Raw genomic sequence first — 24,506 nt, 5'->3', positions numbered from 1 at the left:
AGTCACCGTGACTGACAAGTTCGACAAGGTGCCCGGCGGCCCATCGGTCGCCGCCGCACCCGTCTCCAAGGCCACCACCGTCGCACCGGAGACCATCAAGGCCATACCCGTCCGGCACTACGGCCGCTGGATCAGCGGCGTGGTCGTCCTCGCCCTGCTCGCCGCTCTGGCCTACGCCTTCTCGCAGGGCGACATCCAGTGGCAGGCGGTCCAGGACAAGCTGTTCGACGACACCGTTCTGGCCGGGGCGGGCCGCACGCTGCTGATCAGTGTGCTCGCCATGGTCCTCGGTGTGATCCTGGGTGTGGTGCTCGCCGTCATGCGGCTCTCCAGCAACCCGGTGACCAGCTGGGTGGCGTGGCTGTACATCTGGTTCTTCCGCGGCACCCCGGTCTACGTGCAGCTGCTGCTCTGGTTCAACCTCGCGTTGATCTTCCCGGTCCTCAACATCCCGTTCATCTACAAGGACGAGATGACCGACGTGATGACGCCGTTCATGTGCGCCCTGCTGGGCCTCGCCCTCAACGAGGCCGCGTACATGGCGGAGATCGTCCGGGCGGGCATCCAGTCGGTGGACGAGGGCCAGACCGAGGCCTCGCACGCGCTCGGCATGACCCAGGCGAAGACCATGCGCCGCGTGGTGCTCCCGCAGGCCCTGCGGGTGATCATCCCGCCGACCGGCAACGAGTTCATCAACATGCTGAAGACCTCTTCGCTGGTCTACGCGGTCACCTACAACGAGCTGCTGCGCTCCACGTCGCAGATCGGCTCGACCAGTTACGCGGTGATGGAGATGCTCTTCGTCGCCTCGATCTGGTACATCGTGATGACCAGCGTGTTCAGCGTGGGTCAGTACTACCTGGAGCGCCGCTACGCCCGGGGCAGCCTGCGGAGCCTGCCGCTCACTCCGTTCCAGCGGGTCAGGATCGCCCTCACCTCCTTCAGCAACCGCCCCTCGGGAGGTGTCTCCGCATGACCGCCATGGTGAAGGCCGAGGGCGTCCACAAGTCCTTCGGTCCCGCGCACATCCTCAAGGGCATCGACCTGGAGGTCGCCCCGCGGGAGGTGTTCTGCCTGATCGGCCCCTCGGGTTCCGGCAAGTCGACGTTCCTGCGGTGCATCAACCACCTGGAGCAGATCAACGCCGGGCGGCTGTACGTCGACGGCGACCTGGTCGGCTACCGGCAGAAGGGCGACAGGCTCTACGAGCTCAAGGACAGCGAGGTCGCCCTTCAGCGCCGTGACATCGGCATGGTCTTCCAGCGCTTCAACCTGTTCCCGCACATGACGGCACTCGAGAACGTCATGGAGGCGCCGATCCAGGTCAAGGGCGAGGCCAAGGCCGTCGCCCGGGCCCGCGCGGAACAGCTGCTGGACCGGGTCGGCCTGTCGGACAAGGCGAAGAACTACCCTTCCCAGCTCTCCGGCGGACAGCAGCAGCGCGTGGCCATCGCCCGCGCCCTGGCCATGGAGCCGAAGCTGATGCTCTTCGACGAGCCCACGTCGGCGCTCGACCCGGAGCTGGTCGGTGACGTCCTGGACGTCATGCGCGGCCTGGCCGAGGACGGCATGACCATGATCGTCGTCACGCACGAGATGGGCTTCGCCCGCGAGGTGGGCGACGCGCTGGTCTTCATGGACGACGGCGTCGTGGTCGAGTCCGGCCACCCGCGCGACGTCCTGACGAACCCGCAGCACGACCGGACGAAGTCCTTCCTCTCGAAGGTGCTGTAACAGCGTCGAGCGATGCGAGGAGGGCGGTACGGACCCGGGTCCGTACCGCCCTCCTCGCATCGCTGCGCTACTTCTCCGGCAGGACCTCGGGACGCGTGAGCAGGTCGCCCAGTTCCTCCTGGCTGACAGGCGGGGCCTCGAGCAGCGGCCCCTGGGACCGTTCGCCGAGGTAGCCCGTGCTGGAGCGGGCGGCCAGCACCGAACCGTCCTCCAGGACCAGCCGGCCGACGGCCTCCCGGCCCCAGTCGGGGGTGTCTCCGTCCCCGTGGTCCATCGAGTCGCTCCACGTCGTCAGGACGCTGCCGTCCGGCCGCTCCTCGCGGACGCAGTCGGTGACGGGCGGCTCGTTGCCCCGGGTCTCGCAGAGGTTGTCCAGCTCGGCGCCGGAACCGAGCTTCTTGCTCACCGCCGTGTGATCCATGAGGGACAGGAGGAGGTAGCCTACACCGCCGCCCTTGCGGACCAGGTACTCCCCGTCCAGCGGCCCCGTGTACGTCGTCCGCGCCTGCTCCGGCGTCGCCCCCTTGATCAGAACGGCCAGCGAGACCCGTTCGACGCTCCCCGCACCCGACGGAAGCAGCGCGGCGAGGCGGTCCGCCTTCCCGCTCCTGTCGGCCGGGCCCACCGGTGCCGCGGCCACCGAGGTCTCCTCCCTCTGCTCCCCACCGGCGATCCCGGGCAGCGTGACGGCGCCGGCGGCGACCACCGCGAGCGCGGCGGCCGACACCGCGGCCCGGCGCCCGAACCGGACCCGGGCTGCCCTGGCGTACACCGCCTCGGTCGAGACCACGGGGTTTCCGGCGGGCGCGACGGCCCGCTCCAGCAGTTCGCGCACGTCGTTCATACGAGTTCCTCCGCCATGTCAGCCGTCATCCCGGCGCGCAGCGCCGCCAGCCCCCGAGCCGCGTGGCTCTTGACCGTGTTCTCCCGCATCCCGAGCAGTTCGGCCGTGGCCGCGACGCTCAGGTCCTCCCAGTAGCGCAGCACCAGTACCGCTCGCTGTCTGGCCGTGAGCCGGGCGAGCGCCGCCCGGACCATCAGGCCTGTGTCCGAATCGGCTTGGTCGCCCGCGTTGTCGGGCAGTTCGCCGTACGGGCGCTCACGCCGCCAGAAACGGCGCCGGGCGGCGATGTGGGTGTTGACCAGGGTCTTGCGTGCGTAAGCCTCGATGTTGTCGAGCCGACCGTGGCGCTTTCCGCCGAGTACGACCTTGACCAGCGTCGTCTGGACCAGGTCCTCGGCCTCGTGCCGGTCGCCGCACAGCAGGTAGGCGCTGCGGAACAGCGCCGTGCGTCTGCCCTCCACGAAATCGTGCAGCGCGGCGTCGTCGTCCGTCCGCGTCATCGGCGCCCCTCTCCGGGTCCGCTGGTGCGGACCGTCTCACCCTTCCAGTGCGCCGGGGCGGGCGGCAGGTTGCAGCAGGGGAGAAACGGCACGAGGAGCGGCCGGAGCCGCCCCTCGTCCTTCTCGCTCACGCGCTGCCTCACTACTTCACTGCGAGCACCAGGCTGTCCGAAGGCGAGGCCCAGACCGCGCGTGCCTCGCCGAAGCCGGCCTCGCGGAGCGTGCGGGCATGCCAGTGGACGGACGGCATGTCGCCGTCCGCGTGCTCGCCGTAGATCTCGAACCGCTCGGCGGTGGGCGCCGCGAGCACGGGGTCCTTCGCCGCCAGGGCCCACCAATCCGCCCAGTCCACGGCTCCCGCGGCCCTGGCCCGGTCCATGGCCGCGTGCCGCTGGGCACGCTCGGCGGTGTTGATGCGGGGAGTGTCGGTGTCGATCATGTGGTCCGCGTTCATGAAGACCCCGCCGTCCCTGACCAGGCCGCCGATCTGTCCGTACAGGGTGGCGAGCGGACCGCTGTGCAGCCAGTGCAGGGCCGTCGCGGTGAGCACGGCGTCGTACGAGGTGTGCGGAAGCCGCTCGGTCCAGTCGGCGTCCTTCAGGTCGGCGGTCACGAAGGTGACGCGGCCGTCCCCGTCGAAGGTGCCGCGCGCGATGGCGAGCAGGGCGGGGTCGAGGTCGACACCGGTACTGGTGGCGCCGGGGAACCGCCTGAGGAGCCGGTCCGTGATACTGCCCGTACCGCATGCCAGGTCGAGCACTCTCGGTTCGGGCCCCACGACGGCCTCGACCATGTCCAGCATCACCCGGAACCGTTCCTCACGGTCCGGCATGTACCACTCCTGCTGCCGGTCCCAGCTCTCCTGCCAGGACTGCCAGTCGGTGCCCCTCGTCGTCACTCGAACCTCCACCTGTACCCGTAGCCGTAAGCCCCGTTGAGCATGACAGCCCATTACACTGGTCGTCACATCGACCATAGACCGACGCCGTAAGGACTACAAGTGGAACTGGCCTATTACTCGGACTACGCGGTGCGTCTGGTCAACACCGAGGAGCCGGCCCGGGGCAAGGACTCCCTCACCACGGTCGAGTCCATCCGTGATCTCTTCGGCGCCAATGGCCAGGCGGCCCGCCGTGCGACCGACGCGGACGTGACCCGCTTCCGGTCCGTCCGGGGCCGGCTGCGCGCGGTGTTCGAGGCGGCGGACGGCGGTGACGAGACGCTCGCGGTGGACCTGCTCAACTCACTGCTGCTGGAATTCCCGGTGAGCCCGCAGATCTCCGGCCATGACGCACGGGACGCGGACGGCAAACCGGACTGGCACATGCACCTCGCCGACCACCCGTCGAACGCGACGGCGGGCTTCGCCGCCATCGCGGCCATGGGCCTCGCCTTCCACCTCACCTCGCACGGCGTGGACCGGCTCGGCCTGTGCGAGGCGGCGCCCTGCCGCAACGCCTACCTCGACACCTCGACCAATCGATCGCGGCGCTACTGCTCGGACCGCTGCGCGACCCGGGCCAACGTGGCGGCCTACCGGGCCCGCAAGCGCCTGGAGTCGGAGCGCTCCGGCGAGACGCGGCGCACCGCGGACACCGCCCAGCCCAGCAGCCCGAGCACCGACCGCTGATCCTTCCTCAGCGGCCGGTAGCGGGCCCGCACCTTGGCCAGCACGAGCTCTTCGGGCACCGTCCCGTAGTCCGTGCTGTCCCCGCCCGCGTACGAGTTGTCGCCCAGCACCCACCAGCCACCGTCGCGCCGCTCGGCGGCCCGCTTCACGACCAGCAGATCCTGCTGGAACGGGTGACGCAGGATCACCACGTCCCCGGGGCGCACCGGCGCCCCGCGCTGCACGAGCAGCAGGTCGCCGTGGTAGAGCGTGGGCACCATCGACGGCCCCGTCACCTCCACCACCTGGAACGCCTTCCGCGCCGCCCGCCCGCTCCACGGCTCCTGTGCCGGTTCCGGCATCTGTGGCACCTCCCGGTCCATCCTCCGGTACACGGCTGCGCGCACCGCTCCGTATTTTCGGCCACCGGTCCCATCCTCACCCCGGACTTTTGGCCTAAGCCCCAGGGGGCAGCCGCAAGAAGGGGCCTCCCACGGAGTAATGTCCCACCTGAGAAGACGATCACGAGGAAGGACAGCTCCATGCTTTCCCGCCTGTTTGCCCCCAAGGTGAAGGTCAGCGCCCACTGCGACCTGCCCTGCGGTGTGTACGACCCGGCCCAGGCCCGCATCGAGGCGGAGTCCGTCAAGGCCGTCCAGGAGAAGTACCAGGCCAACGAGGACGCGGACTTCCGCACGCGCGCCGTTCTGATCAAGGAACAGCGTGCCGAGCTCGCGAAGCACCACGTCTCGGTGCTCTGGAGCGACTACTTCAAGCCCCCGCACTTCGAGAAGTACCCGGAGCTGCACCAGCTGGTCAACGACACCCTGAAGGCGCTCTCCGCGGCCAAGGGTTCGAACGACCCGGCCACGGGCCAGAAGGCTCTGGACCTGATCGCCCAGATCGACACGATCTTCTGGGAGACCAAGAAGGCCTGATCCAGGGCCAGGGCCGTCCGACCTGTGATTTCGCCGGTCGTGTCGGCCACCTGTCCGCACCCGGCCCGTCGGCCGCCAAGAACGGCGTCCATCACGGACCGGGTGCGGTCTTCTTCCCCCGGCCACAGATGCGCGTAGATCCGCAGCGTGATGACGGCGGACGCGTGGCCGAGGACCATCTGGACCTGCTTGACGCTCGCCCCGCCCGCGATGAGCGCGGAGGCGTAGAAGTGCCGCAGGTCGTGGGTCACCATGTGCGGCAGCTCGACGGGCTTGCGGCCCTCACGCTCGGCTGCTTCGTTCTCCGCCGCCTGGAGCGCCTTGCGGGCACAGTTCCACTCGGTCTTCCACCGTCGATAGTTGAGCGGTTCCCCCTCCTCCATCGTGAACAGCCACTCCGTGGAGGGGCGCGCGGCGAGATGCCCGAGGAGCACGTCGGTGACGACCTCCCCGACCGGAACCGTCCGCCGGGACTTCGCGGTCTTCGGCGGACCGACCTTCCCCGACTGGAGCCGCTGCCGCTCCACACGAATGCTGCCGGCCTTGAAGTCGACGTCCGCCACCTTCAAGCCCAGCAACTCACCTATGCGCAAGCCTGACCCGGCGAGCGCGACGACGGCCGCCCGGATGTACGGCGGCATCACACGGGCCATGGCCTCAACCTGAGCGACGGTGGGCGGAGTGACCTCCTCGTCCGGCATGGCCGGAAGGGTGATCCGGCGGCACGGACTGGAGGCGATGACCTTGTCGTCCACGGCCGCCGTCATGACGCGCACGAGGACGTCGTGGACGTTCCGGACGCTGCCGGGGCCGAGCTGATCGGACAGGTGCTTGAAGAGCACCTGTATGTCGTTGCAGCGTATCGCCGCCAGTGAGCGGGCGCCCAACGCCGGTACGAGGTGGAGCCGGAGCGCGCGCCACGGCTGGCGGTGGTCGGGCCGACCAAGGGGTGCGGCAAGTCCCGTCTCCTGGATGTCCTCTACGAGACCGTCCACCAGCCGATGATGACGGTGAACACCTCCCCGGCGGTCGTCTTCCGCGTCATCGGCAAGAACCCGCCGACGCTGCTGGTGGACGAGGCCGACACCATCTTCGGCCCCAAGGCGGGCGACAAGGAGGACCTGCGCGGCTTGCTGAACGCCGGGCACCAGCGCAACCGGCCCGCCTGGCGGATCTCCGGGCCGGAGCACAAGCCGACCGCGTTCCCCACCTTCGCGATGGCGGCGCTGGCCGGCATCGGCGACCTGCCGGACACGATCATGGACCGCGCGATCGTGATCCGCATGCAGAAGCGCAAGCCGGGCGAACGGATCACCCCGTTCCGTTCGCGGTACTCCGTACCGGAACTGCACGCGCTTCGCGACCGGCTGGCCGACTGGCTGGTCCCGCTGCGCGGCACCGTCGCGGGCGCGGTGCCGAAGATGCCCGTCGAGGACCGTGCCTCTGACACATGGGAGCCGCTCGTCATCGTCGCCGACCTCGCCGGCGGGCACTGGCCCGCGCGGGCACGTGCCGCCTGTCTGGCGATGACGCGCAACGAGGTGGTCCAGGACGAGCAGACGACGCTGAAGACGCGGCTGCTGCGCGACATCCGCCGGATCTTCGACCAGGAGGGCGGCAGGGAGGCTCTGCGCAGCCAGGACCTGCTCGCCGTGCTCATTCAGGACGCCGAGGCCCCGTGGGCCGAGTACGGCACGAAGGGGCTCAACGCCTACCACCTGGCGAATCTGCTGCGCGACTTCGGTATCAGCCCGGCCAACTACCGTTTCGAGAACGGCAGGCAGGCCAAGGCGTACGCCCGTAACCAGTTCGTGGACGCCTGGGCCCGCTACTGCCCTGACCCCGCCCCATCGGTACCCAGCGCCGGGGTCCCGGCACGTCCGACCCGGGGCAGGCCGCCCGCCCCTCCGTCCGGGATGCTGCCCACCGGCCCGCCGGGAGGGCCCGCAGGTCCCAGGCCCAATCGCTGACTCCAGGTCCGCATCAATCCGTCGCATCCGTCCCCGCGCAGGTCAGCGCGGGGACGGATCTCCTCGGCGTTACGGATCACTCCGTACCTGCGGCCCTCTCCGTACCTGTGCTGACCAGCCACGCGACGGATGCGACGGATGCGACGACACCAACCCTCACCACTGACGGAGCACCACCATGCCCGAATCGAACGCCGACAACACCATCTCCCGCCGCCGCAGGAAGCTGTTCAGGCTCACCCGACGACCAGCAGCAAGCTGGAGCGAACGAGCCTCTAACGAGGCTTCGTCCGCGCTTGCCCCCGCCCCAGGGGTGGCGGAGGACAAGGCCGAGCGCCAGGGGGCGCCCGAGCCGGAGCAGGGGGTGGCTGAGGACTCTGGCCGGCCCGCAGCCGACTCCGCTCCTCGCCGCATGCCGGCCGATGTCCGACCGCTCGTCGAGCAGCCCTCCTGGCGGGACCTCGCCCCCGCCCTGCCCACGCAGATGAACCGCAAGCGCACCGTGGAGAAGCGCGACCAGGAGAAGACCATCCGCTTCACGCCCACCGCGGTCCAGGTGATCAGCGCCGCCGCTCACCAGCGCGGTCAGAGGTTCGCCGGCTTCGTCGGGGATGCCGCCCTGGCCGTCGCACTGGGCAAGGCGGGGATGGTCGGCAGCCCGGAGGACGATCCTCTGCGCCCGCTGATCGAGGCTGTCGAGGCGCACACGGTCGCCCTGAACCGCATCGGCGGCAACCTCAACCAGATCACCGCAGCCATCAACCGAGGAACCGTTCCCGAGCGCGCCGAGGCGGTTCTCGACCGTGTCGAGCAAGCAGTACAGAGCAGCTTCCACTTCATCGACCAGCTCCTGGCGGAAGGCACGGCTCATGGTTCCTGACGTCTCCACCGCCTCCGACAGCCGCGGACTGATCGCCTATCTCTTCGGCCCTGGGCGCCGCGACGAGCACACCAACCCCCACATCGTCGCCGCCTGGGACATGGCCGGCGCTCCCGCCCCCGGCCGTGACCCGGCAGCCACCTACTCCCAGCTCGCCAGGCGACTCGACCACCACGTCGACCTGCGCACCCGCGAGCTGGGCGGCAAGAAGCCACCGCAGCACGTCTGGCACTGCCCGGTCCGCACCGCGCCCGGCGACCGCTACCTCACCGACATCGAGTGGGCCGAGGTCGCCCGCCGCGTCCTGCACGCCACGGGCATTGCCCCCGATGGCGATGAGAAGGCGTGCCGTTGGATCGCGATCCGCCACGCTGACGACCACATCCACATCATGGCCACCACCGTCCGCGCCGACGGCCGCCGCCCGCGCACCCACCAGGACGGCCGGAGGGCCCAAGCCGAGTGCCGCAGGATCGAGGCCGAGTACGGCCTGCGCCGTCTGAAGTCCGGTGACCTCACGGCCCCCCGCACCCCCATCAGCGCCGAACGCGCCAAGGCAGAGCGTCAGGGCCAGACCGTGACGGCGCGGCAGTGGCTGCGCGAGCGGGCCTACGCCGTCGCTGCTGCCGTACACACCGAGGCCGACTACTTCACCGTGCTGCAATCCCTCGGCATCAAGGTCAAGACACGCCTCGGCCCCGAGAGCGGCGAGGTGATCGGCTACAGCCTCGCTGCACCCGGCGACACCAACAGCGCCGGCGAACCCGTCTGGTACGGCGGCTCCAAGCTCGCACCCGACCTCTCCATCAACCGCCTCCGCGAACGCCTCCCCGACCAGGAGATGGCCGACCGCCCCCGGTATGCGGCAGACCCTGCCGAGCCGTGGGAGCACACCATCACCGCGATACAGATGGCGCACTCTGTCCTCGACTCCGATGACGATGCCGCCGCCCAAGGCCACCTCGCCGCCTTCGGCGACACCCTGTACAACATCGCCAGCTCCACGAGCGGCCCACACCGGGCGGAACTGCGGGCGGCGGCAATGGCGTTCAACCGCGCCCGCCGCTCCGCCACCCGCGCCGACCACCAGGCCGCCACTGCCCTGCGCCAGGCCGCCAAGGAACTCGCCTATGCCGCCAACGAGCCCGGCGGTCTCGCCATCGCCCTGCTCTTCGCCACCGTGCACCTGGCCCGCGCCGCCGCAAAGTGGCACGAGCAGCGCGGCCACGAACAGCAGGCCACTGCGGCCAAGGAGGCATTCCGCCACCTCCAGGCGGCCTACCAGCAGGCCGGCACACCCGTCCTGGCGGACCTGACCCGCAGCGCACCACGAGCCTCAACCGCCCGACGCTTCGAACAGGACGTTCGCGCAGCCCTCCCCGGCCACACCGACAGGATCCTCGCCGATCCTGCTTGGGCTGCCCTGACCACAACCCTCGCCCACGCCGAGACCGTCGGCCACAACCCCCGACGCCTCCTGGCCGACGTGGGCACCCAGCGAGAACTCGACAGCGCCGAGCACCCCGCCGAGGTCCTCAACTGGCGCATCACGGCTCAGCCGAACAAGCGCGCTCAGGCAGCACGCAGGCGAAACACCGTCACCGGCGGATCATCCATCACGCCGCACCTCTCAGCCACAGCAATGGCAACGAGGCTAGAGGAGCGCAGTCGACAGCGCTGACCCCGGTCAGATGCCTTGGCAACGCATCATGGACAGGGCACCTCCCAAGGTCCGGAGTACAAAGCCCGTGGCTCATCTAGTTCCAAAACGACCAGTTAGGGCACCGGAAGTACTCAAAAAGCGCCCCACTGATCAAAATTGATCACTTTCGATCAAGAAGAAGGAGCCCCGGCGTCGCCACCCCTAGCATCAGAGGATGAATATCGCTATTCCAGATCCAGAAGAGCTTGAAGGAAGAATCGCCTCACGGGTCGTCAAGGTAACGCCCGAAATCGCCAAAATCTTCCTTTCTCGCACTTCAGTTAATAGGCGCTTGGATATGGGGCAGGTGAGGTCCCTGACTGACACCATTCTCCGCGGCGAATGGAAGCTGACCCATCAGGGAATCGCCTTTGACGCAGTCGGCGCACTTCTTGATGGTCAGCACCGCCTCCACGCAATTATCGAAGCGCAGACTCCCGTAGAGATGCTCGTTTTCGATGGTCTACCAAGAGAAGTTTTCCCGGTCCTCGACACCGGAAAGCGTCGGAGTGCGGCAGATACGCTGCTGTCAACTGGAGCGAAGTATCTGCCCCTACTTTCCTCCACCATTCGACACGTAATTCTCATCAAGACAATGCCGAACGACTCATGGAGCGGGAACCGTGCCCAGGTATCAAACGACCGAATCCTTTCCGCATACAACGAGGATAAGGACAGGTACGAGGAAGCAGTAAAAATCGGTCGCGAGCTCTCTAAGCACCTGTTCGCAAGCCAGACAGCTGTGGCCGTCGGATTCTTTTTGACCACCGAGGTAGCACCTGCCGCAGATATCGACGAGTGGATCGCGGGTCTCAAGTCGGGTGCGAACTTGGACCCTGGTGATGCGAGGCTCGCCCTGCGAGAGGTGCCAAGGGAGACTCAGAAGTGGGGCTCCAGACGCAGAATGGGCATTCGGGACCAAGCGTCAATTTACATCAAAGCATGGAACGCTTGGGTTGATCCGGAAAATAATGGCGAATTGCGTCTTCGACGCTTGAGGAAGGGAGAGAAGATGCCGATGCCGGTCGAGGTGAAATTCGAGCGCTAGGAAGTCGTTGGAGGATTAGGGAAGGTTGCTGCGAACAATCACATCCCCAGCGTCCCCCAGCACTACCACCTCCCGCCCCAATGACTTGGCTAGCCGCTCGACAAAGTTGTGCGAAACCGGCGGAGAATGCCCGCCTGCACTCTGTGCCATGACAACTACACTTTCGCCCTCCCAGGAAGAGCGAACGGCCTCCCACCCGATCTTTGCGAATGAGGATGAAATAAACTTCTCCTCGCTGATCCGGCGAATCTCCCGAGACGGTCGTCTTAGTTCTCCGTCCGCCCGTCGCGCGTATCTCTCGATCTCCGCCATACGGTGATCAAGCTGTCTGGAGATCAGGAGGATCTCCTCTGTCATGTCAGCTTCAGACCGCTGCACTTTATTCAGATTCCCACCTCTCGACGAGATCGCGCCAATACCCCTGATACTATTTTCGAACTCGGGCCAACTCCTCTGGAATGCGCGCTCCAACCTTTCATGCGGAATTGCCAAGCCGCCTGAGATGTCATTAATATCGAATAGGAGCTTACGTACATCGCCTTCATTATCCCCGACGACGGCCTGGAACTGACTTAGAGGACTGATGAGGTCGGTAGTTTTCATACCGATCAGGAACGGGACGACATAGCCACCATCGACCTGCTTCGAAAGAGCGCCAGCTTCGAAGTTAATCCAGGTAGAATTTTGATTCTCCGGGGTTACGCAGATGATCCCAAAATCCGTTTCGGAGAGCTCATCGGTAATCTCTCGAACCCCCCTCCTCCCTGCAGAAATATCCAGACTTGAGAGCCAGGGATTGACGTACTGGAGAACATCCGGCAACCAAGACCACAGAGCTTCAGCGGTCTTCTTAGAGCGTTCTCCTGACCAACTCAGGAATAGCTTAATAGCAGCCTCCTTCCGCTTCAATAGGAGTGCCTATTGATGAGATCCGGCTCGATTGCCTCCGCGTGCCGCCTTGAGCAGGAGCGCCTGTTCCACTTTGAGCGATTCGTACGACTCGCGGACGTAAGAAAGGAATCTACTTCCCGGATGGCGAATAAGAGTAGATTTGCTTGGGCCGGCTCCGTTCCAGTTCGCCAGGAGAGCGTCATAGGTCGCCGCGTGCGCGCAAAACTCCAGAACAACAGGAGGCATTTCCCCTCCAATGATCAGGTCACCCCGAGTGGTGATGATCTCCCGCATTTTCTGGGCTGTCGGAGCGAACACGGCTTCTACCCACGTGCGCCATCGCACCTCCTCCAACTCTGAAAGCAAAATCCCGGAAGATCCTACACCAGCAGGAAGGATATGCTTGCTGCTGTACTCAGTCCAAGCCTTCTCATTAGTTTCCGCAAGGACGAGAAGCGGACCGTAGAGATCCTTTAGTTGATTGCCCACCTGGTCGATCCTTGCTTCACGCTGAGATCTTCGAGCTTCTCCTCGCTGGTTCAGCCAGTAAGCCATGATGGCAATCAAGATGCTGGCACAGGCCGTCACCACTGCCGCGATCATCAAAATCTCCAAAGTGCCGCTTCGTGTGGCATTGAAGCATGGCACAGGAGGATTTCACCACCTTGCGCGCAGAGCGTTTCCGATGTTTAGGGCGACAGCCGCAACAAGTTAGCAAATAGTATTTTGTTGCTATTATCGCGATGGTCTCACCTGTCACGGTGAGTGCGCCCCATCAGGGCAACTGCAGACCAGCCGTGCCACCCATTCCCGGGCCTCGGTCAGGTGCTCGGGCTGCAGCCCGAAGAGAGGGTCGGGTTGCAAGAGGAGGGTCGCCTTTCCGTGTGCACTGCACTCTGTTGCCCATTCGTAATCGAGGCTGGTGAAGTCGTCGTCGATCCAGACGGCGGGGGCGTCGCCCAGCCAGGCATCGACGTGGTCGCGCTTCCAGAGGTAGCCGTTGGGGTGGCTGACGGTGATCTGTGGGCGTGGGAGTTCGACGTATGGCAGGTCTGGCAGACCCAGGAGGGGGCCGATGAGAGTGGCGGCGCCCTGCCGCCAGCTGGTGCACCAGACCGGGGTGTACAGCCCGGTGCGGATGACGTCCAGGAGCAGGCGGCCGTGCTCGGGGTCGAGCCAGACGGTGACGGGGTCGTCGGCGTTTCGGCCAGCCGGAACGACGTCGTGCCGGGAGTGGGTGGCCGGGGTCGAGCCGTCTGCGGCGGGGAAGGGTATGAGGACGCCGTCGACATCGAGGAGCAGGTAGGGCGAGCACATCGGTTCCTCCAGCGGTCAGAGCTTGTGGGCGCGGATCAGCAGGGTGGCGGGCGAGCGACCCATGCGAAGGTCGTGGAATTCCTGTGCGGAGGTGAGACGGAAGCCGGCCCGGCCGAGGTGCCGCTCCCAGCGGACGGCGTCGAACTCCCAGCGGGCGATGGGGAGACGGGTGCGGTCGGGCAGGGTGACGAAGTCGCAGCGAGGCCGGTCGTCGCCGGAAGCGCCGCGGCCACCGCGCTGCGGGTGCGGAACGGAGAAGGCGAGCACCCGACCGGGCTTGAGGTGTAGAGCGATGGCTGCCAGCAGGAGCTCGGGCGCGGCGAGCCCCACCGCGCCGAAGACGGAGTAGATCGCGTCGAACTGCTCGTCGGAGGCATGCAGATAGTGCAGAGCGTGCCCGGCGACGAAGCCAAGGTGGTTCAGCCGGCCGTAATGGGAGCGGGCGCGGCGGACCTGGAGGCCGACGAAGTCGACGCCGGTGATGTGAGCACCGTGGCGGGTGGCGAGGTGGGCGGCGTTGTGGCCGGGGCCGCAGCCGAGTTCCAGGAGTCGCTTGCCGCGCAGGTCCGGGCCGAGGATCTCGGCGGCGGGGCCTTGGCCGGGTCTCGTGGTCCATTCCATCCGGGCGGGCACGGCCAAGGGTTCGGCGAGCCCGGCGGCAGTGCGCTGGATGGCGTGGGCGTGCCACGGCGATGTCTGGGCGAGCACGTCAGATCTTCAGGAGGTGGAGCACGTCGGTGAGGTGGCGGTGGACGACCTTGATGTAGCCGGCGTCAGTCGCCGGGTCGTTGATCCAGCGAACCGCCTGCTCCATGAACCACTCGACGGCCCACATGCGGTGCCAGCCCAGCGCCCAGTTCTCGGCGGTCAGCCCGCCCCGCGAGGCGAGCGCGTCCGGAGTGCCGCCGGCAACGACGTACTGCTCCAGGAAGACGCGCAGCCGCAGGAGATGCGGAGGCTCGATGGTCCCGTGCCAGCTGGCGAGGTCGAACAGGCCGGGGCCGGTGAAGGCGCGGGCGAAGTCGAGCAGCCGCCACCCGCGCCCGCCGACATGCAGGCTGGTGGGGTGGAACTCCGAGTGCACCCAGCCGAAGGGCGCCAGCGTCGCTCCGGCCGAGCGACCTTCCGCGGCCTGAGCGATCCGGTCGAGCGCCTTCTCGACATCGTCGGCGTCCTGCCACCGGTCGGCCTTGCGCAGCCGTTCGAGATGCTCCAGCGCTCGGATGGGCAGCGCGCGCAGCCACTCCCGGTCGAGAACCGGCAGGCCGGGAGCCGTGCGAGTGCTGTGCAGGACCACAGCCGCAGCGACGCCGTCAAGGTCATCGGCATCGCGGGCGGAGGGCCCGAGGTCCTCCATGAGCATGCCGAGCCAGCCGTCGAGAACGACGGAACCGTGGATCTGGGGGACGGGAACGCCGAGCATGTGGGCGAGGCGGAGGGCTTGGTCCTCGCTGTCGAAGGGCTTCTTGGCGTACTTGAAGATGGCCGTGGAGCCGTCGGGGAAGGTGACGCGCTCGACACCGGACATGGACCACACCCGCACCTCCTCCCGTCGGACAGTGGTCTGGCCGGTCGCGGTGAGCAGGTTGTCGAGGAGTGCGGCGCTGGGGTTCGTGGTCACGTGTGGACTCCGGAAGGTGAGGGTGGCGTCCGGGGCGGGCGAGGGAGGTCGGCCCGCCCCGGAGCCTGATCGGGTGGGTTACGCGGCGGGGTTCACGCGGTGGACGTAGACCTGCTCGATCCAGTCCGCCTTGCACGCGGCAAGGTCGTCACGGAACCTGGCCATCGAGGCACCGTAGGGTGCGACCACGCCGCCGGACTGGTCCGGCACGGACTGGCAGCCGTGCACGAGTCGGCCGCCGAGGGCGGCGTGGGCCTTGACGGACTCGATCCGGCGGTGCTCGTTGAACCAGCCGCCGTGGTAGACCTCGTCGAGCATCCCGCCCATCTCGTCGTCCAGGTCGAAGACGACGGAGGTGGCGGCGGGGAAGAACCAGCACGGGCCGACGTTGGAGATGTGCCCGTCCAGCTCGACCTTGTTGAGCGCCATCAGCGTGGCCGCCTCACGGAGCATCCGCAGGTGGTCGGCGGTGATCTGCGGGAGACCGAGGCCGGCGAGGTGCTCGTCGCGGAACAGGTACGCGTACACCTCGTACGCGGTGGCCAGCACGCGGGCCGCGTCGGAGGTGGACTCACCGTGATGCTTGGTGAAGTCGAGCGCGAGCTGCTCGACCGCGCTCTCGGTCGTCTCGTTCACGTCCAGGAGCTGGGTCTTGACCAGCTCCCAGTCGGCGACGAGCCAGGTGTTCGACTCGAAGCGGAAGAAGTACTCGGCTGGGTCGATGATGATGCGCCGGCCGTTGACCTGGATGCCGGTCAGGCGGCTCCAGCGCGGATCGAAGGCCTCGGGCAGTTCGACCGTGATGGCGGTAGTTTCGATGGTGGTCACCGTGTCTCCGTCTCTGATCGGCCGGGTCCGGGCACAGGACTGCCAGAACCCGGCATGGGCGTACGGAATTTCGGGGTGCCGCCCGGATCAAGAAGGGAGCCTGGATCACGGTCACGCCGTTCCGGGCGGCTGCTGATAAGTGAACCGGTGGTGACGCTCAGTGGGTACGGTAGGAGGCAGTTGAAGCGGTATACGCGGTTTACAGCTCCAGGTCGGAGGTGGTCGTGGCGGCGCAGAGAGAGGCCGACTCCCACCTTCGGGATGCCATCGACGCGGCCGGATGCACCTACGAGGCGCTCGCAAGAGACGTGCGTCGCGTGGCTGCCGAGAACGGCGAAATGCTCCAGACCAACAAATCGGCCGTCTCGCACTGGGTGAACGGCACCCGCGCCCCGTCAGGGCAGGTGGGTCAGTACCTGGCCGAGGCGCTGTCCCGGCGAGTAGGACGTCCGATCACCCGGACCGAGATCGGTCTGCATGCCGGTGACGCCGAGGAGCCGGTGGAGGCCGATCCGGTCCTCGCCGTCACCGACCTGGGCCGCGCCGATGTCGAACGCCGCCGCTTCCTGGCCATCGCAGCCTTCACCACCGCCGGCGTCGCCATGCCCCTCAGCCACGACCACGAGGCCACCGCCCGCATGCTCCGCGCCCGCACCGGCACGTCCCTGGTCGGCGCGGAGGACGTGGACGTCGTACGCCAGATCACCACCGCCTTCTCCGCCGCCGACGAGCGCCTCGGCGGCGGCCACGGCCTGACCACCGTCTGCGCCTACCTCGCCGATACGGCCGCCCCCATGCTTTGCGAACGCTTCCCCAGCGAAGCCTTACGCCGGGCCGCCTTCGGAGCCGTGTCCGAGCTCGCCTACCTGGCAGGTTGGAAGCACCACGACCTCGGCCAGGAAGGCGCCGCCCAGCGCTACTACCAAGTCGGCTACCAACTTGCCTGGGAAGCCGACCCCCATGGCCACGCCGCATGGATGATGCGCGCCCTCGCCCACCAGGCGCTAAGCCTCAAGCAGCCGCACCACTGCGTCGATCTCGTCGAAGGCGCCCTACGCCTGGGCCTCGGCCACATCGACGGCCAGACGGAAGCTCTCCTCCACATCACACATGCCCGCGCCTACGCGGCCACGGAGGAGAGCGCATCAGCCGCACGCGCCCTGCTCGCCGCCGAGGATGCCCTCCTACGCGACGACGTCCCGCAGCCCAGCTACTCCCGCGTGAGCGGCCCCGCCGTCGGCACCGTGGCCAGCCACACCGCCCGTACCCTGACCGATCTCGCCGACCACATCGGCACCGAGCAGCAGCACCGCGACGCCCTCACCCGCTGGGACCCCGTGAAGTACAAGCGTGTCCACGCTCTCACCCACGCCGACCTCGGCGACAGCCTCGCCGTCCAGGCCCGCGCCGACGAAGCCGTCGCCGCCTGGACCCAGGCCCTGATCCTCATGGAGGGCATGACCTCCGACCGGACGCGCAAGGCCATCTCCTCGATCCGCTCCACCCTCGCGGTCTACCAGCACCGGCGAGTCCCCGGCGCGGCCGATCTCGCCCGCCGAGCCCGCGAAGCTCTCGCCTAACATGCCCAATAACCCGCCCGATGAAGGGGACCCCGTGGCCCAGCAAACCGACGACCAGCCGAAGGCCCTCAAGCCGGCACTCGAATCCATGACCCTGCTGGTCGCCGCAGTCATCGTCCATGACAAGGCCACCAACCGCGTCGTCCTCCTCCAGCGCAGCGAGAACGCCAAGTTTGCCCAGGGCATGTGGGACCTCCCCGTCGGCAAGAGCGAACCAGGTGAGCCCATCACCGAAACCGCCGTCCGCGAGCTCTACGAGGAGACCGGCCTCACGGTGAAGCCGGAGTCCCTCAAGGTCGCCCACATCATCCACGGTGCCTGGGGCGTTGAGTCCCCCAATGGCTTTCTCACGGTCGTCTTCGCCACGCACGAATGGACTGGCAGACCCGAAAACCGCGAACCCCGCAAGCACTCCCAGGTCCGCTGGGTCGATGCCGATGCAGTACCCGAGAATTTCGTCGACACCACTTCAAGCGCCCTTCATCAATACCTCACGGGAGGCCCGGAAGTCTCCCTCAACGGCTGGCAATAGATGCGCCCAATTGATTTCCAGCCAGATGCTGCGCCGCGCGTCCTCGGACCGAGAGACAACTGATGCCCGTACCTCACCAACTTCCGTCGGCGGCACAATCCGCTCCCATGCCGTAGACGCCATCCGCTCGCGCAACCAGCAACGCAGCACCTGGTGTTCGCGATCGGACAACTCCAGGGACAAGGGCTTCGGACCAGGCACCACTCCCCCCCCCCCCCCCCCCCCATGCCCACCCCCCATGCCCACCCTAGGAATTTGGACTCAGGACAAGCGCGTGGAGGTGCGGAGGATCTTCCCGAGCGTGATGGCCACGTCGAAGTCCCGACCCCATGTGAGTGCGACGAGGTCGTCGAACTCCGCCTCAGGGCGTAGCAGATCGAGCACGTCGGCTTCGAATACTGAGCCCGGTTCTGCCAAGTCGAGCGCCTCTTCGCGGAAACAGCGGTACGTATCGCGTGACCGGAACATGACCGAGTACTCACCGTCTACGAGCTCTCCCACGGAGACATCCCACTTCTCTTCCAGTGCCTGCAGTGTGCTGGCGACGTGGTCGGCGTTGAACGGCTCGGTCAACAGATCCACTCCCACCGCTTCTCGGGCCGAATTCAACGGAAGCGTCTCGTCCCAGAGCACCGAGAGGTGGTGCTCGAAACCGATGTCCTCACGAATCGTTTTGTCGAAGTCCAGGTAGTCGGTGTCCAGAACCGTACGCACCAAGCGGGTAATCCACAGGATCGGGGCGCTGATCAGATTCGCCCGCAACGAGCCATCACCTTCACCGTAGACAGATTCGCGGATGCTCGTCAGCAGCTCTTCGCAGTGGTAGTCCTTGCAGAACCGGAACAAGTGAGCCGACCGCCGCGGCAGACCGCCCCAGCGCGAAGACTGAGGGAGGGGGAAATCGTCCAGAATCTTCTCCAGCTCGCGTTGGAGTCCCGGCTTGGCGGCCGACAATACGAGAGCGTCGTCGTTCTCGCCCCATTGCACGGCGCCCTCATAATCGAACTTCGCCTTGCACGAGGCATATACAACGGCTTGAGCACATGTATTGAACAGCTCCGCACTCACCCGATAAGCAACCTCGCAGTGGTAGTTGAGGTTGAATCGGTCGAGCTCTCTGTCGGCGACCCGCTCGAAGACATGCTTCGCCGACAGCACGTCTCTGGCGGCACGGCCGAGGATTCGCTCGACCTCGCCGGACGAGCTGTCGGCGGACCCTTCGTTGGGGCTCAGATCGTCGGAGATCTCCTCGATTGCCGAGTCGAGCCGCTGAAGGGTTACCCGAAGCATGCCGCGTACGGTGTCGATGCGGAGCCGCTGCGCCTCATTTTGGAGCAGCATCTGTTCAACGATCAGGTCGAGGTCGGCCAGGAAGGGGTAGCGGTCGCGCACAAGCGCGTGTCGTCGCCCTCGGGCGTTCTGCTTCGTGAACATCTCGGTTATGACGAGGCCGAGCGCAAAGATGTCCGCCGGCTTGCCGATACTGAGGGCGTTGTTCCTCACCATCTGCTCGGGAGCGAGATAGTTCCGGTTCACCAGGAGGTCTCCGCGGTTCGTGAGCGAGGAGTCCTTGAAATGGGCGATGCCGAAGTCGGCCAGGACGAGCCGACGCGCCTCAGGGTCAACGAGGACATTCTCAGGTTTGATGTCGCGATGCACTACGCCGTCGCCGTGCACGTACGCGAGCGCATCGCAGAGCTGGCGCACGTAGTCGAGAAGCACGTCAGCATCGGTTTCGTCGTTGATCACTTGTCGCAGCGTCATAGGGTAGAATTCCATGACGTAGTAGAAGAAGTTCGCGTCCTCTGAGCGCGCGTGGATACTCACCACGTTCGGATGGCTCGATGTCTGCCCGTACTCGATCTCCTGCTTGAAACGCTTGTTGCGAGCGGAGTCCGCGTTGCTGTCCTTCTTAATCTGTTTGACTGCGAACACCTGACCGTCGGGCCTACGGCGGACCTGCCATACCACGGCTGATCCGCCCCCTCCCGGAGTTGAATCGCGCTCGTAAGTGACTCCGTCGATGATGAACGGTTCGTTCTTCGGCATGAAACCACCCTACTGACCCTCAGGGCGGTGACGTCGGCTAATTGCCGCCAGGACCAGAGCGTTCTCCGGCGGGCTAAGGGCTTGCCGGAAATCAACACGTCGGTTTGATCTTGTTTTTGTCGAGGCCGAGGAATCTCGCGATGTCAGTCGCTGTGCGAAAGCGGGCGGTCGAGGCAGGGATGTGAACTCCGTGGTCTTCCAGGAGCGGGCGGACGTCTTTCGCCGCGCGGCTGATGGTCATGGCGGTGGTGTTGAAGAGCTGGCCCAGGAGGTCCATGGTCGCGAGTTTTCGCAGGTGGAGCACGGTGGCTAGGACCCGGTCGGCTGAGGTGAGCTTGGGTTTGGCTCCTGTGCCAGGGGCCACCAGGCGTTCGTGGCCTCTGCGGGTGCGGAGCACTTGCTCGCGTTGAATCTCCATCGCTGGAGTCAGCACGTCGATGAGTTCGTTGAGCTGCCGGCGGGTCATCCCGGTCAGTTCCGGGTCCTGTAACGAACGCTGCGTGAGGCGGGCCGGTCCATCCGCCAGGGCCTCGTCCTGTGTGCTGGTGGTGGTCGCCGTGTCCGTCGGGCGCTGGGGGTGGAGGGTGTAGTTCCAGTCGCCGTGGAAGCGGTGGCGGGTGATGGGCAGGGCGGCGATCTCGTCGTCGCTGACGCGGATGCCGGTGGGGTACTCACCGCTGTCGAGTTCGGCCTGGACGGTGAGGCCGGTGCGGCTGGTAGTCGCGGCGATGGTCTGGAGCATGACTTCGTGGCTGGTCAGGGGCCTGCCTCGCCAGTTCATGGTGATGTGGGAGAACAGCCGGTGCTCGATCTTGTTCCACTTCGAGGTGCCGGGCGGCAGGTGACACACCGTGATCTCAAGGCCGGTCTCGGCGGCGAGACTGGCGAGCTGGGTCTTCCAGCCCGGGTGCGGTAGCCGTTGGAGCCGCCACCGTCAGCGGTGATCAGCAGCCGGCGGGCGCCGGGGTAGTCGTGCCGGCCGACCGCCTGCCACCAGCGGCGGATCGAGGCGACGGCGAATGCCGCAGTGTTGTGATCGGTGCCGATGCTGACCCAGCCGGTGTTAGCCGTCATGTCGTAGATTCCGTATGGAATTGCCTTCTCGGCCTGGCCGGGGAAGTCGTGCGTCTTGACCCTCACGGGCTGTCCTGCGGGCTGCCATTCGTGCCCGGCGTTCTTGTAGTCGCTGATCAGCTCCTTCTTCTTGCTGTCCACGCTGATCACCGGGTCACCGGCGTCCCTGTGATGTCGTGCCTGCTCGTTGAGGTAGCGAAACTGGGCATCCCTGTCGGGGTGCTGGGCACCTTCTATGGTCTTGGCGTTGGCCTGCAGGCTGAAGCCTTCCTCCCGCAGCAGGCCGGCGACGGTGTCGGCGGAGCCCCGGTGCCCCTGGCGGGTGAGCTCCGCTGCCAGTTTCCGGGTCGACTTCGTCGTCCAGCGCAGCGGCGACATCGGGTCGCCCCGCTCGTCGGGCTCGACCAGCGCCAGCAGTGCCGGCCGCAGCCCAGAGTCCAGCTCGGCCGCCTTCTTCCGCCCTCCGCCGGGATGGCGCACCCGCCCCAACGGGGCCTGACCGGAGTCCAGTTCAGCCGCCCCACGCGAGACCGTGGCCTCGCGGACCCCGGCTGCAGCGGCGACGATCCTGATGCCGCCATGCCCCAGCGACAGTGCTTCCGCTCCTATGGCCAGCCGACGCTGACGCTCGTCCAGATGCGGCAACAGCACCTGGAACTTCGCCGCCAGAACGGCCTCGATCCCCTCCGGTCTCCCCATACCAGACCAACGAGCCCCCCAGCTGGAAGCCACGACTTGTTTCCCGGCAAGCCCTAACAACGGCTAACACAACGAGGCGAGTGGGCCCTGGTGGCCGTGTCCGCGTCAGGAGTTGGGCGTTGGCGATGCATGGGAACTTCTCCGGGGATCGTGTCGGATGACTTGTGGGAGCGGATCGAGCCGCTCCTGCCGCGCAAGGTGCGTCGGTTCCGGCACCAGGGCCGGAAGCCGCTGCCCGACCGGAAGGTGCTGTGCGGCATCCTCTTCGTGCTCCGCACCGGCATTCAATGGGAGTTCCTGCCGCAGGAGTTGGGCTTCGGGTCGGGCATGACGTGCTGGCGGCAGCTGCGCGACTGGAACGAGGCTGGCGTCTGGCAGCGCTTGCACGAAGTGCTGCTGGCCGAGCTGAACGCGGCGGCCCGTCTCGACCGGTCGCGGGCCGTCGTCGATTCCAGCCACGTGCGGGCCGTAAAAGGTGCCTCTATGGTTTTCGTCAAGCCGTTGCTGGTGTGGGTGGTTGGTAGAAGGTTCCGTCTCGGAGCATGGCGAAGAGGACGTCGATGCGGCGTCGGGCGAGCGCGATGAGGGCGGCGACGTGGTGTTTCCCCTCGCGTCGTTTGCGGTCGTAGTAGGCGCGTGACTCGGGCTGGGAAAGCGAGGCGAACGCGGCCAGGTAGAAGGCCCTCTTGAGTTGTTTGTTGCCTCGCCGGGAGGGATGTTCGCCGCGGATGGAGGAGCCGGAGTTCCGGGTTACCGGCGCGAGGCCGGCGTAGGCGGCGAGGTGGCCGGCGGTGGCGAAGCCGCTGCCGTCACCGACGTCGATGAGGATGCGGGCCGCGGTCCTGATCCCGATGCCGGGCATTGAGATCAGGACCTGGGAAAGAGGGTGGGCGTCCAGCAGTTCCTCGATCCGTGCCGCGAGGAGTTTGCGCTGGTCAAGCACGGACTGGAGTGAACTGGCGAGGCTGGGGACGATCAGCGCGGCAGCATCGGTTCCGGGAACCACGACGGTCTGTTCGTCGAGTGCGGTGAAAATGTCCTCGATCAGTCGCTCGGCCATTCGTGGTGCCCTGGGACGTATCAGGGTCACGAGGCGACGACGTCCGGCTTTGCGGATCTGGGCCGGGGAGCCGAACTGGTCTAGCAGTTTGAGCACGGCCGGGTGCTGGATCCGCGGTCCCAAGACTCGTTCCAGGGACGGGTGGACCTGGGTGAGAAGGCCACGAAGCCGGTTGGCGATCCGTGTGGACTCGCCTGCGAGATCGTCGTCGAATCCGACGATCATCGCGAGTTCGGCAACGGTCTCGTCCGCGAGATCGATGGTCCTCAGAGTGTGGGGCATCGCTCTGGCGGCGTCCGCGATGATGAACGCGTCGCGGGCGTCCGTTTTCGCCTCGCCAGGGTAAAGGTCAGCGATCCGCCGCATCGTGAGTCCGGGCAGGTAGGCGACCTGGCAGCCCGCGTCCCGGGCGACCGCCAGCCGGCTGGTCAACGACCACCAGCACCGTTCCGTGCTTGGCCTGGAGCTTGTCGAATAGCTCCCACAGCCTTGGTTCGCTATTGGGCAGCGGCTCGTCGAAGACCTTCTTCCCCGCCTGATTCACAGCGGCAGCATGATGATCGCCCTTGCCAACGTCCAGGCCAAGATAGACGTCTATGCCCGGCTCATCCGACATGCCTTCGCTCCCGCGCTCGCACTCTTCCCGGCCTCACCTGCGGCATCAGCGTGCCGGCATCCACGTTACGAAGAGACTGCCCAAGGGCGCTCGTGCCTCTAATCAGCGGTCTGCCAATGCCTCCGGCACCGGCGACACCACCTTTTCGATCATCATCGACTGGGGGACCGAGTCATACCGGGGCCGGAGGCCGGGAGCCCTGTTTCAGGGCCACGAAGACGGTAACGGGGACCACACGGGACCGAGTCCGGTCGACCGTGCCCGATCCGGATCGAAACACCACCTGATCACGGATGGCCACGGCACTCCGCTCGCCGTGATCCTCACCGGCGGCAACCGCAACGTCACCCAGTTGCTGCTTCTGATCGACGCCATCCCGCCGGTCAGAGGCAGGGTCGGTCACCCGCGACACAAGCCCGACCCCCTCTTCGCCGACCGCGGGTACGCCACGACATCTACCGCGACCAGGTCCGACAACGTCGGATCGTGCCGGCCATCACCCGCCGTGGCACCCTCCACGGCACAGGACTGGGCACCTACCGCTGGGTCGTGGAACGCACCTTCGCCTGGCTCCACGGCTTCAAACAACTCCGCATCCGCTGGGAACGCCGAGCCGACATCCACGAAGCCTTCCTCAAGCTGGCCTGCTGCCTGATCACCCGCCGACAGATCAACTCATTGTGTTCTCCGTTGTCAGCGAGCGTCCCGTCGGGCAGTACGCAATCCGAGTCGTCCCGCCCAGCACTTTGAACAGTCGGGGGCCCGAGGGGTCGACGCCTACGGTGGCACGGCAGGGCTGCCATCCGTCTGAGTAGCTGCATCTGCTGCAGCGGTACAAGGTCCACAGTCCGCATACAGTCCGCAGGACACCCGATCACGACCGTCGTGCCCCATCGCCAGCGATCAGCAAAAGGCCAGGTCAGCGCGCCACAGGGAAGATCCCCGCAGCTCACCGACCCGGCCTATTACTAGGAGACCAAGAAGGCCTGATCCAGGGCCAGGGCCGTCCGACCT

At 66.7% G+C, this 24,506-nt stretch carries 20 protein-coding genes and 6 pseudogenes; 12 read left to right on the top strand and 14 right to left on the bottom strand.

The features are described 5' to 3' along the window. The first annotated feature begins 7 nt into the window (after positions 1-7). Positions 8-976: an amino acid ABC transporter permease gene (locus HED23_RS06275; RefSeq protein WP_386463587.1), complete on the top strand. Its 969-nt coding sequence runs from the start codon at positions 8-10 to the stop codon at positions 974-976. Next, positions 973-1,734: an amino acid ABC transporter ATP-binding protein gene (locus HED23_RS06270; protein ID WP_274382999.1), complete on the top strand. Its 762-nt coding sequence runs from the start codon at positions 973-975 to the stop codon at positions 1,732-1,734. Before HED23_RS06275 ends, HED23_RS06270 begins: the two co-directional genes overlap by 4 nt. A gap of 67 nt (positions 1,735-1,801) precedes the next feature. On the opposite strand, the gene HED23_RS06265 is transcribed toward HED23_RS06270, so the two are convergent. From HED23_RS06265 to HED23_RS06255, 3 genes are all read right to left on the bottom strand, one after another. After that, complete coding sequence (locus HED23_RS06265) at positions 1,802-2,578, bottom strand: hypothetical protein (protein WP_203182421.1); 777 nt, start codon at positions 2,576-2,578, stop codon at positions 1,802-1,804. Next, positions 2,575-3,078, bottom strand: a complete 504-nt coding sequence (locus HED23_RS06260) for a SigE family RNA polymerase sigma factor (protein ID WP_203182420.1) — start codon at positions 3,076-3,078, stop codon at positions 2,575-2,577. The genes HED23_RS06265 and HED23_RS06260 overlap by 4 nt, the downstream gene beginning before the upstream one ends. A gap of 142 nt (positions 3,079-3,220) precedes the next feature. Continuing rightward, positions 3,221-4,030: a class I SAM-dependent methyltransferase gene (locus tag HED23_RS06255; protein ID WP_238442247.1), complete on the bottom strand. Its 810-nt coding sequence runs from the start codon at positions 4,028-4,030 to the stop codon at positions 3,221-3,223. A 48-nt stretch (positions 4,031-4,078) separates the two neighbouring features. Between HED23_RS06255 and HED23_RS06250 the strand changes: the two genes are divergently transcribed. After that, a complete protein-coding gene (locus HED23_RS06250) occupies positions 4,079-4,708 on the top strand; it encodes a CGNR zinc finger domain-containing protein (RefSeq protein WP_203182418.1) in 630 nt (209 codons plus the stop codon). On the opposite strand, the gene sodX is transcribed toward HED23_RS06250, so the two are convergent. Next, entirely contained in the window at positions 4,612-5,049 is a 438-nt protein-coding gene (gene sodX, locus HED23_RS06245; RefSeq protein WP_238441857.1) for a nickel-type superoxide dismutase maturation protease, read from the bottom strand. The genes HED23_RS06250 and sodX overlap by 97 nt on opposite strands. Before the next feature lie 180 nt (positions 5,050-5,229). Here sodX and sodN point away from each other — a divergent pair, with 180 nt between their 5' ends. Next, the gene (gene sodN / locus HED23_RS06240) at positions 5,230-5,625 is read left to right on the top strand and encodes a superoxide dismutase, Ni (protein ID WP_014154121.1); all 396 of its coding nucleotides are present in this window, start codon (positions 5,230-5,232) and stop codon (positions 5,623-5,625) included. 11 nt (positions 5,626-5,636) lie between these two features. Here sodN and HED23_RS06235 read toward each other — a convergent pair. Beyond that, positions 5,637-6,599 (bottom strand): annotated as a pseudogene (locus HED23_RS06235) (tyrosine-type recombinase/integrase); the annotation flags it as partial. Here HED23_RS06235 and HED23_RS06230 point away from each other — a divergent pair. From HED23_RS06230 to HED23_RS06215, 4 genes and pseudogenes are all read left to right on the top strand, one after another. Next, positions 6,534-7,595: pseudogene (locus HED23_RS06230) on the top strand (DUF3631 domain-containing protein); the annotation flags it as partial. The pseudogenes HED23_RS06235 and HED23_RS06230 overlap by 66 nt on opposite strands. A 313-nt stretch (positions 7,596-7,908) precedes the next feature. Beyond that, positions 7,909-8,475 (top strand): hypothetical protein, encoded by a 567-nt coding sequence (locus HED23_RS06225; protein WP_203187381.1) that lies wholly within the window; start codon positions 7,909-7,911, stop codon positions 8,473-8,475. Further along, positions 8,465-10,156 (top strand): relaxase/mobilization nuclease domain-containing protein, encoded by a 1,692-nt coding sequence (locus tag HED23_RS06220; RefSeq protein ID WP_203182416.1) that lies wholly within the window; start codon positions 8,465-8,467, stop codon positions 10,154-10,156. The genes HED23_RS06225 and HED23_RS06220 overlap by 11 nt, the downstream gene beginning before the upstream one ends. Before the next feature lie 196 nt (positions 10,157-10,352). Beyond that, positions 10,353-11,225, top strand: coding sequence for a hypothetical protein (locus HED23_RS06215; protein WP_203182415.1), 873 nt, complete (start codon positions 10,353-10,355; stop codon positions 11,223-11,225). A gap of 15 nt (positions 11,226-11,240) precedes the next feature. Here the strand turns inward: HED23_RS06215 and HED23_RS06210 are convergent, their stop codons facing one another. The 6 genes from HED23_RS06210 to HED23_RS06185 all read right to left on the bottom strand — a co-directional run bounded on the left by HED23_RS06210 (position 11,241) and on the right by HED23_RS06185 (position 15,882). After that, positions 11,241-12,134, bottom strand: coding sequence for a TIR domain-containing protein (locus HED23_RS06210; RefSeq protein WP_203182414.1), 894 nt, complete (start codon positions 12,132-12,134; stop codon positions 11,241-11,243). A 9-nt stretch (positions 12,135-12,143) separates the two neighbouring features. After that, a complete protein-coding gene (locus HED23_RS06205; protein WP_203182413.1) occupies positions 12,144-12,719 on the bottom strand; it encodes a hypothetical protein in 576 nt (191 codons plus the stop codon). Positions 12,720-12,872: 153 nt separating this feature from the next. Continuing rightward, complete coding sequence (locus HED23_RS06200; RefSeq protein WP_203182412.1) at positions 12,873-13,433, bottom strand: HAD domain-containing protein; 561 nt, start codon at positions 13,431-13,433, stop codon at positions 12,873-12,875. Between the two features lie 15 nt (positions 13,434-13,448). After that, positions 13,449-14,141 (bottom strand): class I SAM-dependent methyltransferase, encoded by a 693-nt coding sequence (locus tag HED23_RS06195; RefSeq protein WP_203182411.1) that lies wholly within the window; start codon positions 14,139-14,141, stop codon positions 13,449-13,451. Position 14,142: 1 nt separating this feature from the next. After that, positions 14,143-15,054: a phosphotransferase family protein gene (locus tag HED23_RS06190; RefSeq protein ID WP_203182410.1), complete on the bottom strand. Its 912-nt coding sequence runs from the start codon at positions 15,052-15,054 to the stop codon at positions 14,143-14,145. Between the two features lie 78 nt (positions 15,055-15,132). Continuing rightward, the gene (locus HED23_RS06185; RefSeq protein ID WP_203182409.1) at positions 15,133-15,882 is read right to left on the bottom strand and encodes a hypothetical protein; all 750 of its coding nucleotides are present in this window, start codon (positions 15,880-15,882) and stop codon (positions 15,133-15,135) included. Positions 15,883-16,106: 224 nt separating this feature from the next. On the opposite strand from HED23_RS06185, the gene HED23_RS06180 reads away from it, so the two are divergent. Both HED23_RS06180 and HED23_RS06175 read left to right on the top strand, forming a co-directional pair. Continuing rightward, the gene (locus tag HED23_RS06180; RefSeq protein WP_203182408.1) at positions 16,107-17,462 is read left to right on the top strand and encodes a tetratricopeptide repeat protein; all 1,356 of its coding nucleotides are present in this window, start codon (positions 16,107-16,109) and stop codon (positions 17,460-17,462) included. A 1-nt stretch (position 17,463) separates the two neighbouring features. Next, complete coding sequence (locus tag HED23_RS06175) at positions 17,464-17,994, top strand: NUDIX domain-containing protein (protein WP_203182407.1); 531 nt, start codon at positions 17,464-17,466, stop codon at positions 17,992-17,994. Between the two features lie 261 nt (positions 17,995-18,255). Here the strand turns inward: HED23_RS06175 and HED23_RS06170 are convergent, their stop codons facing one another. Both HED23_RS06170 and HED23_RS06165 read right to left on the bottom strand, forming a co-directional pair. Continuing rightward, the gene (locus HED23_RS06170; RefSeq protein WP_203182406.1) at positions 18,256-20,043 is read right to left on the bottom strand and encodes a serine/threonine-protein kinase; all 1,788 of its coding nucleotides are present in this window, start codon (positions 20,041-20,043) and stop codon (positions 18,256-18,258) included. Positions 20,044-20,134: 91 nt separating this feature from the next. Then, positions 20,135-21,816: pseudogene (locus HED23_RS06165) on the bottom strand (ISAzo13 family transposase). Between the two features lie 112 nt (positions 21,817-21,928). On the opposite strand from HED23_RS06165, the pseudogene HED23_RS06160 reads away from it, so the two are divergent. Further along, a pseudogene (locus HED23_RS06160) lies at positions 21,929-22,287 on the top strand (transposase); the annotation flags it as partial. Between the two features lie 22 nt (positions 22,288-22,309). Here HED23_RS06160 and HED23_RS06155 read toward each other — a convergent pair. Then, positions 22,310-23,492: pseudogene (locus tag HED23_RS06155) on the bottom strand (IS110 family transposase). Between HED23_RS06155 and HED23_RS34930 the strand changes: the two are divergent. After that, a pseudogene (locus HED23_RS34930) lies at positions 23,473-24,242 on the top strand (IS5 family transposase). The pseudogenes HED23_RS06155 and HED23_RS34930 sit on opposite strands and share 20 nt — an antisense overlap. Positions 24,243-24,506: the final 264 nt, after the last annotated feature.

It is taken from the genome of Streptomyces pratensis (assembly GCF_016804005.1).
In the GTDB taxonomy this organism is placed as follows: Bacteria; Actinomycetota; Actinomycetes; order Streptomycetales; family Streptomycetaceae; genus Streptomyces; species Streptomyces pratensis_A.
The sequence above is the reverse complement of the archived record's forward strand: the minus strand, read 5'-3'. Positions and strand labels throughout refer to the sequence as shown.